The sequence below is a fragment of the Pseudomonas sp. B19(2017) genome, from assembly GCF_002113165.1.
Classification (GTDB): domain Bacteria; phylum Pseudomonadota; class Gammaproteobacteria; order Pseudomonadales; family Pseudomonadaceae; genus Aquipseudomonas.
On record NZ_NEJR01000025.1, the window covers coordinates 19455 to 34312 of the forward strand.

At 63.7% G+C, this 14858-nt stretch carries 15 protein-coding genes and 1 pseudogene; 7 read left to right on the forward strand and 9 right to left on the reverse strand.

Annotation, left to right across the window (positions count from 1 at the left end; genetic code table 11):
- Positions 1-56: 56 nt before the first annotated feature.
- The gene (locus CAF70_RS24240) at positions 57-1265 is read right to left on the reverse strand and encodes an MFS transporter (RefSeq protein WP_085627146.1); all 1209 of its coding nucleotides are present in this window, start codon (positions 1263-1265) and stop codon (positions 57-59) included.
- Between the two features lie 159 nt (positions 1266-1424).
- Positions 1425-2174 carry a 3-oxoacyl-ACP reductase family protein gene (locus CAF70_RS24245; RefSeq protein ID WP_085627149.1) on the reverse strand — a complete coding sequence of 250 codons (750 nt, stop codon included), beginning with the start codon at positions 2172-2174 and terminating at the stop codon, positions 1425-1427.
- A 118-nt stretch (positions 2175-2292) separates the two neighbouring features.
- Between CAF70_RS24245 and CAF70_RS24250 the strand changes: the two genes are divergently transcribed.
- Positions 2293-3231, forward strand: a complete 939-nt coding sequence (locus CAF70_RS24250; protein ID WP_085627151.1) for a LysR family transcriptional regulator — start codon at positions 2293-2295, stop codon at positions 3229-3231.
- Positions 3232-3346: 115 nt separating this feature from the next.
- On the opposite strand, the gene CAF70_RS24255 is transcribed toward CAF70_RS24250, so the two are convergent.
- Together CAF70_RS24255 and CAF70_RS24260 are read right to left on the reverse strand one after the other, a co-directional pair.
- Positions 3347-3817: a GreA/GreB family elongation factor gene (locus CAF70_RS24255; protein WP_085627153.1), complete on the reverse strand. Its 471-nt coding sequence runs from the start codon at positions 3815-3817 to the stop codon at positions 3347-3349.
- A 2-nt stretch (positions 3818-3819) separates the two neighbouring features.
- A complete protein-coding gene (locus CAF70_RS24260) occupies positions 3820-4218 on the reverse strand; it encodes a hypothetical protein (RefSeq protein WP_085627154.1) in 399 nt (132 codons plus the stop codon).
- A gap of 130 nt (positions 4219-4348) precedes the next feature.
- Here CAF70_RS24260 and earP point away from each other — a divergent pair, with 130 nt between their 5' ends.
- A complete protein-coding gene (earP, locus tag CAF70_RS24265; protein WP_085627156.1) occupies positions 4349-5476 on the forward strand; it encodes an elongation factor P maturation arginine rhamnosyltransferase EarP in 1128 nt (375 codons plus the stop codon).
- Between the two features lie 48 nt (positions 5477-5524).
- Positions 5525-6094 carry an elongation factor P gene (efp, locus tag CAF70_RS24270; RefSeq protein WP_013971530.1) on the forward strand — a complete coding sequence of 190 codons (570 nt, stop codon included), beginning with the start codon at positions 5525-5527 and terminating at the stop codon, positions 6092-6094.
- A 231-nt stretch (positions 6095-6325) separates the two neighbouring features.
- Here the strand turns inward: efp and CAF70_RS24275 are convergent, their stop codons facing one another.
- The 3 genes from CAF70_RS24275 to CAF70_RS24285 all read right to left on the reverse strand — a co-directional run bounded on the left by CAF70_RS24275 (position 6326) and on the right by CAF70_RS24285 (position 8361).
- Complete coding sequence (locus CAF70_RS24275; protein ID WP_085627158.1) at positions 6326-6754, reverse strand: organic hydroperoxide resistance protein; 429 nt, start codon at positions 6752-6754, stop codon at positions 6326-6328.
- A gap of 141 nt (positions 6755-6895) precedes the next feature.
- Positions 6896-7351, reverse strand: coding sequence for a MarR family winged helix-turn-helix transcriptional regulator (locus CAF70_RS24280; protein WP_085627160.1), 456 nt, complete (start codon positions 7349-7351; stop codon positions 6896-6898).
- A gap of 56 nt (positions 7352-7407) precedes the next feature.
- Positions 7408-8361: a LysR family transcriptional regulator gene (locus CAF70_RS24285; protein ID WP_085627162.1), complete on the reverse strand. Its 954-nt coding sequence runs from the start codon at positions 8359-8361 to the stop codon at positions 7408-7410.
- A gap of 113 nt (positions 8362-8474) precedes the next feature.
- On the opposite strand from CAF70_RS24285, the gene CAF70_RS24290 reads away from it, so the two are divergent.
- Positions 8475-9224 (forward strand): sulfite exporter TauE/SafE family protein, encoded by a 750-nt coding sequence (locus CAF70_RS24290; RefSeq protein WP_085627164.1) that lies wholly within the window; start codon positions 8475-8477, stop codon positions 9222-9224.
- A gap of 29 nt (positions 9225-9253) precedes the next feature.
- Here CAF70_RS24290 and CAF70_RS24295 read toward each other — a convergent pair whose 3' ends face one another.
- Positions 9254-10105, reverse strand: a complete 852-nt coding sequence (locus CAF70_RS24295; RefSeq protein WP_085627195.1) for a LysR substrate-binding domain-containing protein — start codon at positions 10103-10105, stop codon at positions 9254-9256.
- Between the two features lie 96 nt (positions 10106-10201).
- Here CAF70_RS24295 and CAF70_RS24300 point away from each other — a divergent pair, with 96 nt between their 5' ends.
- Positions 10202-10420 carry a DUF1127 domain-containing protein gene (locus CAF70_RS24300; protein ID WP_085627166.1) on the forward strand — a complete coding sequence of 73 codons (219 nt, stop codon included), beginning with the start codon at positions 10202-10204 and terminating at the stop codon, positions 10418-10420.
- Between the two features lie 60 nt (positions 10421-10480).
- On the opposite strand, the gene CAF70_RS24305 is transcribed toward CAF70_RS24300, so the two are convergent.
- Positions 10481-11827, reverse strand: a complete 1347-nt coding sequence (locus CAF70_RS24305) for a class II 3-deoxy-7-phosphoheptulonate synthase (RefSeq protein ID WP_085627167.1) — start codon at positions 11825-11827, stop codon at positions 10481-10483.
- Positions 11828-11941: 114 nt separating this feature from the next.
- Here CAF70_RS24305 and CAF70_RS28000 point away from each other — a divergent pair, with 114 nt between their 5' ends.
- On the forward strand, positions 11942-12697 hold the full coding sequence (locus CAF70_RS28000; protein ID WP_085627169.1) for a spermidine synthase: 756 nt from the start codon (positions 11942-11944) through the stop codon (positions 12695-12697).
- 388 nt (positions 12698-13085) lie between these two features.
- Positions 13086-14799, forward strand: a pseudogene (locus CAF70_RS24315) (DEAD/DEAH box helicase).
- Positions 14800-14858: the final 59 nt, after the last annotated feature.

Here is a 14858-nt window from a genome sequence, read left to right on the forward strand (position 1 = left end):
CCTGTCAGGGAAAGGGCATTGACCAGCGCCTACTCAGCGCTGCCCGGGCGGGCAAGTCAACGGCCATGCGACGGAGGGTCGTGCGGAGCTGCCTGCAAAGCATTGTTGCGCTCGGCCAACCCCCACGCCAGCAACGCCAGCCCGCCAATCACCAACCCCGCCACCACAATCCCCATCCAGCCCTGGTACTGGAACAACTGCGTGCCCAGCAGCGACCCCAGCGCCCCGCCAATGAAGTAGCAGGTGATATACCCGGCATTCAGCCGCGTACGCGCCTCGGGCCGCAAGGCAATCACCGCATTCTGGTTGCTCACGTGCACCAGTTGCACTGCCAGGTCGAGCATCAGCACGCCCAGCAGCAAGGCCGGCAACGACTGTTCGGCAAAGCCCAGCGGCACCCACGACAGCAGCAGTACCACCAACCCCACGGTAGTACCCAGCGAGCCCTGGCCACGGTCGGCCAGGCGCCCGGCCCAGTTGGCCGACAGCGCACCTGCTGCACCGGCCAGGCCAAACAGGCCTATCACGGCGTCCGAATAGTGGTACGGGCCTTGCGCCAGCAGGAATGCCAGTGGCGTCCAGAACAAGGCGAACAGGCTGAACGCCAGCAGACCGAGCAGCGAGCGCAGGCGCAGCACCGGTTCTTCGAGGAACAGGCGGAACACCGAGCCGATCAGCGCCGGATACTTCAGCCCGGCATGGCTGTGGTGTTGCGGCAGGCTGCGGTACAGCGCCACGGCGGTGATGGCCATCAGCGCCGCGGCAAGTACGTAGATGCTGCGCCAGCCACCCAGCTCGGCCATGAAGCCGGCGGCGGTACGCGCCAGCAGGATGCCCAGCAGCAGGCCGCTCATCAATGTGCCGACCGCGCGCCCGCGCTGGTGTGGCTCGCTGAGGGTCGCGGCCATGGGCACGAGGATTTGCGCCACCACCGAGAACAGCCCGGTCAGCGCCGTGCCAAGGATCAGCCAGGGCAGGCTCGGTGCGCAGGCACTGATGACCAGGCCCAGGGTGGAAATGGCGGTCATTACCGTGATCAGCCGGCGCTGCTCGAACAGGTCGCCCAGCGGCGCCAGCAGCAGCAGGCCGGCGCCATAGCTGAGCTGCGCGGCAATGACGATGCTGCCGGCACTGGCGGTGCTCAGGCCGAACTGCTGGGCGATGCTGTGCAGCAACGGTTGCGCGTAGTAGTTACTGGCGACGGCCAGGCCGGTGGCGGTGGCCATCAGCAGGATCAGGGCACGGCTGAGCGTGGGGGTATGCATGCAGTTCTCGTGGCAGACGGAAGGTAGGAGCGGGTTCAACCTGTGCCGCCCCTATCGCGGGCTTGCCCGGTCCACAGAATTATCACAGGGTTCGATACCGGTGAGATACCTGTGGGAGCGGGCGTGCCCGCGAAGAGGCCGGAACAGGCAACCCTTCAATCAGGCAGCAAACCCGCCATCGACAGTCAGGCTGGCGCCGGTAATGTACCCCGCTTCGGGCCCTGCCAGGTAAGCCACGAAGCTGGCAATTTCATCCGCCTCGCCATACCGCCCGACTGCCATCAGCGGGATCAGGCTGTCAGCGAACTCGCCGCTGGCCGGGTTCATGTCGGTGTCCACCGGCCCAGGCTGCACGTTGTTCACGGTAATGCCTTTCGGCCCCAGGTCGCGGGCCATGCCGCGGGTCAGGCCGACCAGCGCCGACTTGCTCATGGCATAGGGGGCGCCACCGGCAAACGGCATGCGCTCGGCGTTGGTGCTGCCAATGTTGATGATGCGCCCCCCTTGGCCCATGTAGCGTGCCGCTGCCTGGCTGGCGACGAACACGCTGCGCACGTTCACCGCCAGCATGTGGTCGAAGTCGGCCAGGTCGAATTCGCTCACCGGCGCTACCGCCAGCACACCGGCGTTGTTGACCAGGATATCCAGCCGGCCGAAGGCCTTCACGGTGTCATCCACGGCCAGTTGCACGGCCGCCGCGTCTGCACTGTCGGCCCTCAGGGCCAAGGCCTTGCCGCCGTTTTCGGTAATTTCCTGCGCCAGCGCCTGCGCCGGGCCGGCGGAACTCACATAGGTGAAGGCCACGTGTGCGCCTTCGCGGGCCAGGCGTCTCACGATGGCTGCGCCGATGCCGCGGGAACCGCCCTGTACCAGGGCTACTTTGCCTTCGAGGGTATATTGCTTGGACATGCTGATCTCCTGCTGGAAGCCAGGCCGGAATGCCTTGGATGGGCGCAGTATCGGCGTTTGATTACCTGCTGATAAGATGGCAATCACTATCAGCAGAGTAAACCTTGGGTTGCCAATCATGGCCGTGGAATCGTTCAACGCGTTGGAGTGCTTCATCCGCAGTGCCGAGGTCGGCAGCTTTGCCGAGGCCGCCAGGCGCCTCAGCATTACCCCGGCTGCCGTAGGCAAGCACGTTGCCCAGCTGGAAGCGCGTCTGGGGGTGCGGTTGTTCCAGCGTAGTACCCGCAAGCTGACCCTGACCGAGGCGGGGCAGCGATTTCTGGGCGAAGTCAGTGACAGCTTCCGCACCATCCAGTATGCCGTGGCCAACCTGGCCAGCAGCGAAGGCCAGCCGGCCGGGTTGTTGCGGGTGAGCATGGGCACGGTGTTCGGGCGCTTGTATGTGTTGCCATTACTGTGTGAGTTTCTGCGTCGCTACCCGGCCATCACCCCGGACTGGCATTTCGACAATCGCCAGGTCGACCTGATCGGCCAGGGCTTCGATGCGGCGATAGGTGGTGGCTTCGATCTGCCGCCTGGGGTGGTGGCGCGCAAGCTGACCCCGGCGCACCGGGTGCTGGTGGCGGCGCCGGCGTACTTGGGGCGACACGCGCCGATTGACGACCCACAGCTGCTGCAACGGCATGATGGCATCCTGATCCGCTCGCCGCAGACCGGGCGAGTGCGCTCATGGCCGTTGACCAGCCGCTGGCAGGTGCAGCAACCCTTGCAGTTGCGCCAGACGATGACCATGAGCGATTCGGATGCAGCTTGCGCGGTGGCCGAGCAGGGGTTGGGGATTGCCCTGGTGAGCCTGCCGTTTGCTGTGCCGTACCTGGAAGGTGGACGCCTGCGGCGGGTGCTACCGGACTGGTATGTGGACGATGGGCATATCAGCCTGTATTTCGCCGAGCACAAGCTGCTACCGGGCAAGACCCGGGCGTTTATCGACTTTGTGGTGGAGCAGTTCGCCGAACAGGGGTTGGCGCGGCGGTTCGATGCCTTGCAAACCCTTTAGCTGTGTATTGCCTGTACCGGCCTCTTCGCGGGCACGCCCGCTCCCACAGGTACACCACAGATCTCAAGTGCTGTGATATCCCTGTGGGAGCGGGCGTGCCCGCGAAGAGGCCCGGTCAGACAACGTCGACAATGAACAATGCCTGCGCCCCCAGGCTCACCTCATCATCAACCCTCTTGCCGATCAACTGCTGCCCCAGCGGCGAGCGCGGGGTAATCACCGTCACCAGCCCATCTCCCTCGCCAATCTTCAGCCCCGCTGCCTCAGGCCCAAGAAACAACCGGCGCTGGCTACCATCCTCGTCTTCCAGGGTTACCAGGTTGCTGATCTGCACACCACGTGCCGGGTCATAATCACGCAACAGCAGTTGCTGGTAGGTCAGCAGCGCCTTGCGGATCTCGGCGCTGCGGCGGGCCTGGCCGGTGGCCAGGTACGAGGCTTCCAGGCCCAGGGTGTCGTACTTGTTCTCGGCGATGTTCTCTTCGGCAGTGGCGGCTTCGTACGCGGTTTGCGCTGCGCGGGTCAGCACATCCAGGTCATGCTCGAGGGTGGCGACGATCTGCGCCAGCAGGCGGGGCTTGTCCATGGTCAGTAACAGAACTCCAGCACGTTGGCCTGGCTTTTATCGGTGGGCGCGGTGCGGTTCTGCTGCAGCCAGAACCGGCACTTGGGGCTGTTGAGGTTGCGCGGGTTGCCTTGCGCGGCCTCGGCCGCCTGTTGCAGTTCCTGCTTGTGCAGGATGTCCTTGTAGCGCTCGAACATCTCCGCCTGGGCATCCGCCGCAGGGGCTGGCGCCGGCGGCGTGGCAGGCCGGTCGGCACCGGGGGCCACGGCCTGGGCCAGTGGCTGTACCTGCTGCGGCCACAGTTGCAGGGCCAGCCACAGGCTGGCGGCGATGGCCACGGCGCCCAGCCACAGGCCAAAGGCAACGCACAGGATCAACGGCAACGGCTTGAGGGTGATCTTCAGTTCACGGTGGCGCGGCATGGCAGCCTCCTGGCAAGGTGGTCGGGAGGCATTGTCGCATGCGCCCGGGTATTTTTCCGCGCAGGTGCTTTTGTCAGCGACAATTTATGCGCAGAATGCGCGGTTTTTCCGCCGGGCGAGGGCAGGGCACATGAAAGCCACCTGGGACATCTTCTGCAGTGTCGTCGACAACTACGGCGATATAGGCGTGACCTGGCGCCTGGCCCGGCAGCTGGTAGCCGAGCACGGCCTGGCTGTACGCCTGTGGGTGGATGACCTCAATGCGTTCACGCCCATGTGCCCGGGTGCTGATGCCAGCGCCCCGCAGCAGTGGCAGCACGGTGTGGAGGTGCGCCAGTGGCCGGTAACCTGGTCGCCGGTGGCGCCGGCCGATGTGGTAATCGGTGCCTTCGCCTGCCAGTTGCCAGTAGCTTATGTAGAGGCGATGCGTGCTCGCGCCACGCCGCCGCTGTGGCTGAACCTCGAATACCTCAGTGCCGAGGACTGGGTGGAGGGCTGCCATGGCTTGCCTTCGCCGCAGCCCAATGGCTTGCGCAAGGTGTTTTTCTTTCCCGGCTTTACCGAAAAAACCGGTGGCCTGCTGCGCGAGCGCTCGCTGCTGGCGCGGCGTGATGCGTTCCAGCAGGGCGAACGGCAGGCATTTTTGCAGGGGCTTGGCGTAAACCCTGAAGCGGGGACGTTGCTGGTTTCCCTGTTCGCCTACGAAAACCCGCAACTGGGCAACTGGCTTGATGCCTTGGCCTCAGGCGAGCAACCCTGTCACCTGCTGGTACCGCAAGGCCGCGTTGTCGCGGGGCTCAGCCAGTGGCTTGGCGAGGCGGCGCTGCCCGTGGGCTGCGTGCGCAAGCGAGGAGTGCTGACCGTACAGGTACTGCCTTTCGTCAGCCAGGACGACTACGACCGGTTGCTGTGGAGCTGCGATTTCAACGCCGTGCGCGGCGAGGACTCGTTCGTGCGCGCGCAGTGGGCCGGTCAGCCGATGCTGTGGCATATCTACGTGCAGGACGAGAATGCCCATTGGGAAAAGCTTGAAGCGTTTTTGGCGCATTATCGTCACGGTTTGTCAGACGATGCCGATGCCGCCCTGCTTGGCCTTTGGCGTGCCTGGAACATGGACCGTGACATGGGCCAGGCCTGGCAGGCGGCCCGCCGGCACTGGCCGGAACTGCAGCAGCATGCCCGGCTTTGGGCCGCGCGACAGGCCGCTCAGCCGGACCTTGCCACAGCGCTAGTACACTTTTACCGAAATTCGCTATGATACGCGGCCTCGATTTTTATAAATCCATCCAGATTCGGATACTTCGTAATGAAAACTGGTAAAGAGCTGAAACCCGGTACCGTCCTGCGGATCGACAACGACCCGTGGCTGGTTCAAAAAGCTGAGTTCACCAAGTCGGGCCGTAACAGCGCGATCATGAAGACCAAGCTGAAGAACCTGCTGACCGGCTACAAGACCGAAACCGTCTACGGTGCAGACGACAAGCTGGACGACGTGATCCTGGATCGCAAAGAAGCGACCCTGTCGTTCATCAACGGTGACGAATACACCTTCATGGACACCACCGACTACACCATGTACGAACTGAACGCCGAGGACATCGAAGCCGTTCTGCCGTACATCGAAGAAGGCATGGAAGACGTCTGCGAAGCCGTATTCTTCGAAGGCCGTCTGGTATCGGTTGAACTGCCGACCACCATCAGCCGCCAGGTTGTCTACACCGAGAACGCTGCACGCGGCGACACCTCGGGCAAGGTCATGAAGCCTGCCAAGCTGAAGAACGGTACCGAGATCTCGGTTGCCGACTTCATCCAGATCGACGAGTGGATCGATATCGACACTCGCGACAACAGCTTCAAAGGCCGCTCCAAGAAGTAATCCTTCTTGTGAAACGCAAAAAACCCGGCCTTGGCCGGGTTTTTTTTGTGCCTGCTGATTTTCAAACCGTGCAAGGCAGCTCTCATTGAGCTGCACATAACTCACTGAATTAGCAGGGGCCTTGTGGGAGCGGGCATGCCCGCGAACACCGGCGCAGCCGGTGCCAGCCACCGTGTTGAATTCTTCGCGGGCGCGCCCGCTCCCACAGAGGCCGCGTCGCGTTCACCTTCGTCAGACGGTCACGTGAAGGCGCACATCCACATTGCCGCGGGTGGCGTTGGAGTACGGGCACACCTTGTGTGCCTTTTCCACGAGCCCTTCGGCATCGGCCTGGGCCAGGCCCGGCAGGTTGATGTGCAGGTCGATGTCCAGGCCGAAACCACCCGGGATCTGGCCGATGCCCACCTTCGCGGTGATCGAGGCGTCCGCCGGCAGGGCTTTTTTCTCTTGCCCGGCCACAAATTTCAGGGCACCGATGAAGCATGCCGAGTAACCAGCGGCGAACATCTGCTCGGGGTTGGTGCCGTCACCGCCTGCGCCGCCCAGTTCCTTGGGGGTGCTCAGGCTGACCGCCAGTTTGCCGTCACTGGAGCGGGATTTGCCGTCGCGCCCACCGGTGGAGGTAGCTTCAGCGATATACAGCGGAGTGACCTTTTGCATCTTGAGCCTCGCTAATGTGCTGTGCGCTCCCTGTCTGGAGGAGGGCACGGGTTGGTGTGCGATTTAAATTAGCGCGCAATTAGTTAGTGCGCAAGATAAATCGTCACCGTTCATCCGAACGGCCATTGCACAGCTTAGCTGTCAGAGGTTGTTCTGCAGGTTCTCGCGCAGCGCCAGCAGGTCGGCCTGCAACTGTTGCAGCTGTTCCAGGCTGCGGCCGCTGGCCTTGAGAATGCACTGCGGCACTTCCCTGGCCTGCTGCTGCAAGGTGCGGCCCTTGTCGGTCAGTTGCACCAGCACTACCCGTTCGTCCTCGCGGCTACGGTTGCGCTGCAGCAGGCCCTCGCTTTCCAGGCGCTTGAGCAGCGGCGTCAGCGAGCCAGGGTCGGTGAGCAGGTGCTGGCTGATCTCGCCTACGGTCAGGCCGTCATGCTCCCACAGCACGAGCATGGCCAGATACTGCGGGTAGGTCAGGCCCAAGGCCTGCAGCAGCGGTTTGTAAACCTTGGTCATCAGCAACGAGGTGGAGTGCAGGGCGAAACAGACCTGGTTGTCCAGCAGCAGCTCGTCACAGGAGGCTTGGGTGTCGGCGTTCATGCAGGTCCTTGAAGATAATCAGTGGGAAAGTCTGGCGCGCTTATCATTAGCGCGTGTTACTCGTGCATTTCACTGCGCAAGGCCAGGTCCCAGGGTGGAATCGGGCTGAAGCGGCTCTTGAGGAATTCGAGCAGCAAACGGCTGCGAGAGTTCGTTTCATGTTCCAGGCGTAGCGCGTAAATACCGCTGGTTTCGGCTTTGGGCAAGCCTCCATCGCAAAACAACGGTATCAGTTCGCCGCGCAGCAGGTATTCGCTGATCAGCCAGGTGGGCAGGTGGGCGATGCCCAAGCCAGCGAGGGCGCCGAACAGCAGGGTTTCGGCGTTGTTGGCGGCCATACGCATGCGCGACGGGCGATAGAGACGGGTTTGCCCGGCCACGTTGAAGCGCCAGGCGAATGGCGGCGCCAGGCCATCCCAGTCCAGGCCATCGTGCCCGGGCAGTTCGCTGGGGCAGGTGGGCACGCCGCGGCTGGCCAGATAAGCCGGGCTGGCACAGGCGACGCGCACCATGTAAGCCAGTGGCGTGGCGACCAGCCGGGTGTCGGCCAGGGGGCCGGCACGCAGCACCAGGTCGACCTCGCCCAAGTGGCTACCATGCAGGTCGACGAAGCTATCGATCAGGCGCAGTTGCACATCCAGGCCTGGGTAAGCCACCAGGAAATCGGCGATGGCCGGGGCCAAGTGGCGGCGGCCGAACGCGGCGGGGGCGTCGATGCGGATCAGGCCTTCGGGGGCATTGCTCAGTGACACCGCCTCGGCGCGAGCCAGGCGCAGTTCCTCGATGATGCGCCTGGCCCGTTCGGCAAACGCATTGCCTGCAGGTGTGGCGCGCACGGCGTGGGTGCTGCGGGTGAACAGGCGGCTGCCCACGGCACTTTCCAGGTTGTCGATGCGCCGGGCCACGGCGGACGGGGTCAGCGGGTGGCGGCGTGCGGCGGCAGAAAAGCTGCCGGTTTCCAGCACATCGAGGAACAGGCTTAGCTGGTCGGTCAGGGTATCGGGGCTCATGGCTGCGTTGCTTTTGCGAAAAACGCACAGCCATTGTGCGCTGCTGTGCGTTTCCCCGCCAGCCTGCAATCGTTAGCATACTCGCATTATGTGCATAGACGGATGAGGCCCTGATGATCGAGTGGTTGTTGTATATCGTGCTGGGCGCGGCCCTGGGGACCATGGGTGGCCTGTTCGGTATAGGCGGTGGCCTGATCGCGATTCCGGCGCTGGGTGTGCTGTTCGGCCTGGACCAGCAACTGGCGCAAGGCACGGCGCTGGTGATGGTGGTTCCCAACGTGCTGCTGGCGCTGTGGCGTTACCACCAGCGCAACCGCATCGAGTTGCGCCATGCGCTGCCGTTGTCGCTGTGTAGCTTCGTGTTCGCCTGGCTGGGATCGATCTGGGCGGTGGGGCTGGATGCGCATTCCATGCGCCTGGGCTTTGTCGGCTTCCTGGTGGCTCTTGCAGTGTGGAACGTGGCGCGGATGTTCATGAAGGTTACACCGCCCAGCGCCGAGTTGCGCTATGCCTGGCCGTGGCTGGGTGTGCTGGGCAGCTTTGCCGGGACCATGGGCGGCTTGTTCGGGGTGGGAGGGGCCGTGGTGGCCACGCCGATCCTGACCAGCGTGTTCGGTACCACCCAGGTGGTGGCGCAGGGGCTGTCGCTGGCGCTGGCGGCGCCGAGTACCTTGGTGACCTTGGTTACCTACGGAGTGCACCACAGTGTTGACTGGGGGGTGGGGATTCCGTTGGCGCTGGGGGGCTTGCTCAGCATCAGCTGGGGCGTGAAGTTGGCCCATGCGTTGCCGGAGAAGGTGTTGCGGACGATGTTCTGCGTGTTTTTGGTGGTGTGTGCGGTGATGCTCGGGTTTGAGCTTTGAGATTTTTGGGGCCGCAAAGCGACCCCAGGTTACTTGAACCCGTCGACAATGTAGTCGGCCATGCAATCGGTAATCGGTGAAGGGTTCTGGGTACTGCGCACCAGCATCACATTGGCCACGGGCAACTGTGGCAGCCCTTCGCTCTCGCCCAGAATACGAATGTTCCCGCCAATCAGGCTCTGCAACTGCGCGGTCACCGCCAACCCTGCGGTGACAATGGCAAAGATCGCCGCCAGGCTCGGGCTGGTATAGGCAATGCGGTAGTCGATGCCCTGGGCCTCCAGGGCATTGCAGGTCCAGGCCCGGCAAAAACAGTCGGTGTTGAACAAGGCCACCGGCATGGGGCGTTGCTCCTGCGGGCAAAAGCCTTCGGCAGCGGCCCATACCAGGCGTTCCTGGCGCAGCAGCTGGCCAATCTCGTTGCCCGGTTCACGGGTGACGATGGTCAGGTCCAGGTCCTGGCGCAGCATCAGTTGCTTGGACGAGTCGCAATGCACTTCAACCTGCACCAGCGGGTAGGCCTGGGCAAAGCTCGACAGGATGGTCGGCAGGAAGCGCATGGCATAGTCATCCGGCGTGCCGATGCGTACGACCCCGACCATGTGTGGCATGCGCAGGGTATTGAACACTTCCCCATGCAGCTTGAGGATGCGCCGGGCATAGCCCAGCAACACCTGGCCCTCGGCGGTCAACCGCACCTGGCGGCCGTCGCGCTCGAACAGCTGGCGCTGCAGGATGTCCTCCTCCAGGCGTTTCATCTGCATGCTTACTGCCGACTGGGTGCGGTTTACCACCTCACCGGCGCGGGTGAAGCCGCCTTGTTCGGCGATGGCGACGAAGGTGCGCAGTACGTCCGCGTCGAGGCTCTGGTACTGGGACATTGCATCAATCTCCGAGATGCATGGCATCAGAAACATTCGTTGGATTGATCTTATGCCTGGCGGGAGACTGGAGCCATCAACACGGAGGGCTTCACGATGAAAGGTCATGTCAGCAGCATCCAGCAAACTGCCTTTTCCCTGAACCACCTGTGGCATGCAGCTCTGCAGCGTCCGGCGCGCTGGCTGCAGCTGTACCGCCAACGCCAGCAACTGGCCAGCCTCAGTGATGCAACCTTGCACGATCTGGGGTTGAGCCGGGCGGACATCCAGCAAGAGGCCGAGCGGCATTTCTGGGATGACCCGTTGAAGAAGTGAGTGGGAGCGCAGGAGTGCCTTGCTGGAGTTCGCAGCGCCTGTGCCGTGCACATCCAAGATTCAGCGCCGCACTTGTTTCAGCGTCTCGGCTATCAAAAACGCCAGCTCCAGCGACTGATCAGCATTCATCCGCGGATCACAATGGGTGTGATACCGGTCCGACAGCGCATCCTCGGTGATCGGCCGGGCGCCGCCGATGCATTCGGTCACGTTCTGCCCGGTCATCTCGATGTGGATGCCGCCGGCATGGCTGCCCTCGGCCTGGTGCACCTGGAAGAACTGCTTCACCTCATCCAGGATCTGCGCAAAATCGCGGGTCTTGTAGCCGCTGCTGGCCTTGATTGTGTTGCCGTGCATCGGGTCAGAGCTCCACAGCACCTTGCGCCCTTCGCGCTCGACGCTGCGGATCAGCCCCGGCAGATGGTCGCCGACCTTGCCGGCACCCATGCGCACGATCAGGTTCAGGCGCCCGGGGTCGTTGGCCGGGTTCAGCGTGTCGATGAGGCGGATCAGTTCTTCAGGGTTCATGCTCGGGCCAACCTTGACCCCGATCGGGTTGTGCACGCCACGCAGGAACTCCACATGGGCACCGTCCAGCTGGCGGGTGCGGTCGCCGATCCACAGCATGTGCGCCGAGCAGTCGTAGTAATCGCCGGTCAGGCTGTCCTGGCGCACGAAGGCTTCTTCATAGTTCAGCAGCAGCGCTTCGTGGGCAGTGAAGAAGCTGGTTTCGCGCAGCTGCGGCGCGCTGTCCAGGCCGCAGGCGCGCATGAATGCCAAGGTTTCGTCGATGCGGTTGGCCAACTGGTGGTACTTGTCGGCCAGCGCCGAGTTGGCGATAAAGTCCAGGTTCCACTTGTGCACCTGGTGCAGGTCGGCAAACCCTCCCTGGGCAAAGGCCCGCAACAGGTTGAGGCTGGCGGTGGCCTGGTGGTAGGCCTGCAGCAGGCGCTCCGGGTCGGGAATGCGGCTTTTCGCGTCGAAGCCGATGCCGTTGACGATGTCGCCACGGTAGGCGGGCAGGGTGATGTCGCCGATGGTTTCATCGCCCGATGAGCGCGGCTTGGCGAACTGCCCGGCCATGCGCCCGACCTTGACCACGGGGCAGCCGGCGGCGAAGGTCATGACAATGGCCATTTGCAGCAGCACCTTGAAGGTGTCGCGGATTTTCGCCGCCGAAAATTCGGCGAAGCTCTCGGCGCAGTCGCCACCCTGCAGCAGGAAGGCGCGGCCTTCGGTGACCTCGGCGAACTGCCGGCGCAGCTCGCGTGCCTCGCCCGCGAACACCAGCGGCGGGTAGCTGGCCAGCGTCTGCTCGACCTTCAGCAGGTGCGCGGCGTCGGGGTAGGTCGGTTGCTGCTGGATCGGCAGGGCGCGCCAGCTGTCGGGGCTCCACGGTTGGTTCATCTCGGGCTCGGTCTTGTCGGTTGTAGGCTATGGGTCATGGTAACAGTTGGCGCTGCGCTTGTTGCATCGAGGGTGTTGGCGGACAATGCGCGTTTTTGCGCGGGTGGGGTGAGCATGGCGGCGGAACGGGAAGAGCGGCTACTGGCACGGGTGGAAGATGCCTTTGGCGTCATCAGCGTGTATGAAGTCGACGACTACCGCTTTCTGGAATTCGGCGATGCGATCGAGCAGAGCTGCGTGTTCACCGCCGACCCCAGCTGGCTGGAGTACGACTATACCCGCGCCATGCTGGTGGGGGCGCTGTGCCACGAGCAGCCGGAGAGCGCGCTGTTTCTCGGCCTGGGGGCCGGCACGCTGACCCAGGCCTGCATGAAGTTCCTGCCGCTGGACGACATCGAGGCCATCGAACTGCGCCCGGATGTGCCGCGCCTGGCCATGGAATACCTGGGCCTGGACGACGACCCGCGGCTGTATGTGCGCATCGGCGATGCCCTGGAGCTGTTGCCCACGGCCGAGAAGGCCGACCTGCTGTTCGTCGACCTGTACACCGACCATGGGCCGGGAGTGGGCCACCTGGCCTGGAACTTCCTGGAGAACTGCCAGCAACAGCTGAACCCGGGTGGTTGGCTGGTGATCAACCAGTGGGCCACCGACGATGGCAAGCCGCTGGGCGCGGCGTTGCTGCGCGGCTTGTATCACCGGCATTACTGGGAGCTGCCGGTGAAGGAGGGCAATGTGATCTTGCTGGTGCCGGCGGACCTGGAGCAGACGCTGGACCTGGATGGGCTGAGGGCCCGGGCCGAGGCGCTGGCGCCGCGCCTGGGGTATAGCCTTGATGGGCTGATCCGCGAGATTCGCCCGGCTACCTGAGTTTGCTTCTTCGCGGGCCCGCCCGCTCCCACAGAGATATCACTGTGCTCAAGGGCGGTGTGTATCCTGTGGGAGCGGGCGTGCCCGCGAATCAGGCGACGCGGTATCGCAGGCAGGAATCGTTTCAGCCGCCTATTGCTGATGGCCTGATACTGGCTTTGCACCCTGAAAATATTCCTCACGTACCCGCACGATTTCGGGTATAGTACGCGCCGGTCTTTTAGCGGACCGCAAAATCAGGTGGTGCAAACCCTCCGAGTCCAGCTTCGGCTGCACGTCCGCTAGGCGGACTTTCCCACGTTTTTTTTTCAATCGTTTTCGCAAATCCCCGCCGCCAAAGCTGCCTGGGTGACCTGTCGGTCTTTCATGGCTTGTGCAGCTTTGGAGCATGGGTCTTTGCGGATGCACCTAGAGGCAGACCCATGACCCAGGAAACCGGCGGCTTCGCCGCTCTCGATCTCAACGCGAATATTGTTGCTGCCGTTCTGGCGACCGGCTACGAAGAGCCGTCCGCCATTCAGCAACAATCGATCCCGATCATCCTCGCCGGTCACGACATGATCGGCCAGGCGCAGACTGGCACCGGCAAGACCGCTGCCTTCGCCCTGCCGATCCTCAACAAGATCGATGTGAGCAAGCGCGAACCGCAAGCCCTGATCCTGGCGCCAACCCGTGAGTTGGCGCTGCAAGTTGCTACCGCTTTCGAAACCTACGCCAAGCAGATGCCGGGCGTGAATGTGGTCGCCGTCTACGGTGGTGCCCCGATGGGCCCACAGCTGCGCGCGATCCGCAACGGCGCGCAAATCGTCGTGGCCACCCCGGGCCGCCTGTGCGACCACCTGCGTCGTGACGAAAAAGTCCTGTCGACCGTGCAGTACCTGGTACTGGACGAAGCCGACGAGATGCTCAAGCTGGGCTTCATGGACGACCTCGAAGTGATCTTCGATGCCATCCCGGCCAGCCGTCAGACCGTGCTGTTCTCCGCCACCCTGCCGTCGTCGATCCGCTCGATCGCCGAACGCCACCTGCGCGAGCCCAAGCACGTCAAGATCCAGAGCAAGACCCAGACCGTTACCGCGATCGAGCAGGCCCACCTGATGGTCCACGCCGACCAGAAGATCCCGGCTGTGCTGCGTCTGCTGGAAGTGGAAGAGTTCGACGCGCTGATCGCCTTCGTGCGTACCAAGCAAGCCACCCTGGACCTGGCCGCCGCGCTGGAAGCCAAGGGTTACAAGGCTGCCGCGCTGAACGGCGACATCGCCCAGAACCAGCGTGAGCGCGTGATTGACTCGCTCAAGGATGGCCGCCTGGACATCGTCGTTGCTACCGACGTTGCTGCCCGTGGCCTGGACGTACCGCGCATCACTCACGTGTTCAACGTTGACATGCCGTACGACCCGGAGTCCTACGTACACCGTATCGGCCGTACCGGCCGTGCCGGTCGCGATGGCCGTGCGTTGCTGCTGGTTACCCCGCGTGAGCGCCGCATGCTGCAGGTGATCGAGCGCGTTACCGGGCAGAAAGTTGCCGAAGCCCGCCTGCCGAATGCCCAGGCCGTGCTGGACGCCCGCATCAAGAAGCTGACCAACAGCCTGGCGCCGCTGGTAGCCGAAGCAGAAGCCACCCATGGCGAGCTGTTCGACCGCCTCACCAACGACCTGGGTTGCAGCGCCCGTGCCTTGGCCTCGGCCTTGCTGCGCAAGGCCACCAATGGCCAGGCGCTGGACCTGGCCGCGGTAGAGCGTGAGCAGCCGCTGGTACCAACCTTTGCCCCGCGTGGTGAGCGTACCGAGCGTGGTGAGCGTGGCGAGCGTCCGGACCGTGGTGACCGCGAGCGCCGTGCGCCGATGCCGCTGGCCGAAGGCCGCGTGCGTTGCCGTACTGCCCTGGGTGCCCGTGACGGTATCGCTGCCAAGAACCTGTTGGGCGCGATCCTCAACGAAGGTGGCCTGGCCCGTGACGCCATCGGACGCATCCAGGTGCGCGACAGCTTCAGCCTGGTCGAACTGCCGGAAGATGGCCTTGAGAAGCTGCTGTCCAAGCTCAAGGACACCCGCGTGGCTGGCAAGCAGCTGAAGCTGCGTCGCTACCGCGAGGATTGATCCTGGCGCAATGAAAAAATCCCCGGCCTCGGTCGGGGATTTTTTTGCCTGTCAGGGCC

Excerpts from the sequence above, each read along its gene's own strand:
- CAF70_RS24240 (WP_085627146.1), bottom strand. The coding sequence starts at position 1,265 with ATGCATACCCCCACGCTCAGCCGTGCCCTGATCCTGCTGATGGCCACC.
- CAF70_RS24245 (WP_085627149.1), bottom strand. The coding sequence starts at position 2,174 with ATGTCCAAGCAATATACCCTCGAAGGCAAAGTAGCCCTGGTACAGGGC.
- CAF70_RS24250 (WP_085627151.1), top strand. The coding sequence starts at position 2,293 with ATGGCCGTGGAATCGTTCAACGCGTTGGAGTGCTTCATCCGCAGTGCC.
- CAF70_RS24255 (WP_085627153.1), bottom strand. The coding sequence starts at position 3,817 with ATGGACAAGCCCCGCCTGCTGGCGCAGATCGTCGCCACCCTCGAGCAT.
- CAF70_RS24260 (WP_085627154.1), bottom strand. The coding sequence starts at position 4,218 with ATGCCGCGCCACCGTGAACTGAAGATCACCCTCAAGCCGTTGCCGTTG.
- earP (WP_085627156.1), top strand. The coding sequence starts at position 4,349 with ATGAAAGCCACCTGGGACATCTTCTGCAGTGTCGTCGACAACTACGGC.
- efp (WP_013971530.1), top strand. The coding sequence starts at position 5,525 with ATGAAAACTGGTAAAGAGCTGAAACCCGGTACCGTCCTGCGGATCGAC.
- CAF70_RS24275 (WP_085627158.1), bottom strand. The coding sequence starts at position 6,754 with ATGCAAAAGGTCACTCCGCTGTATATCGCTGAAGCTACCTCCACCGGT.
- CAF70_RS24280 (WP_085627160.1), bottom strand. The coding sequence starts at position 7,351 with ATGAACGCCGACACCCAAGCCTCCTGTGACGAGCTGCTGCTGGACAAC.
- CAF70_RS24285 (WP_085627162.1), bottom strand. The coding sequence starts at position 8,361 with ATGAGCCCCGATACCCTGACCGACCAGCTAAGCCTGTTCCTCGATGTG.
- CAF70_RS24290 (WP_085627164.1), top strand. The coding sequence starts at position 8,475 with ATGATCGAGTGGTTGTTGTATATCGTGCTGGGCGCGGCCCTGGGGACC.
- CAF70_RS24295 (WP_085627195.1), bottom strand. The coding sequence starts at position 10,105 with ATGTCCCAGTACCAGAGCCTCGACGCGGACGTACTGCGCACCTTCGTC.
- CAF70_RS24300 (WP_085627166.1), top strand. The coding sequence starts at position 10,202 with ATGAAAGGTCATGTCAGCAGCATCCAGCAAACTGCCTTTTCCCTGAAC.
- CAF70_RS24305 (WP_085627167.1), bottom strand. The coding sequence starts at position 11,827 with ATGAACCAACCGTGGAGCCCCGACAGCTGGCGCGCCCTGCCGATCCAG.
- CAF70_RS28000 (WP_085627169.1), top strand. The coding sequence starts at position 11,942 with ATGGCGGCGGAACGGGAAGAGCGGCTACTGGCACGGGTGGAAGATGCC.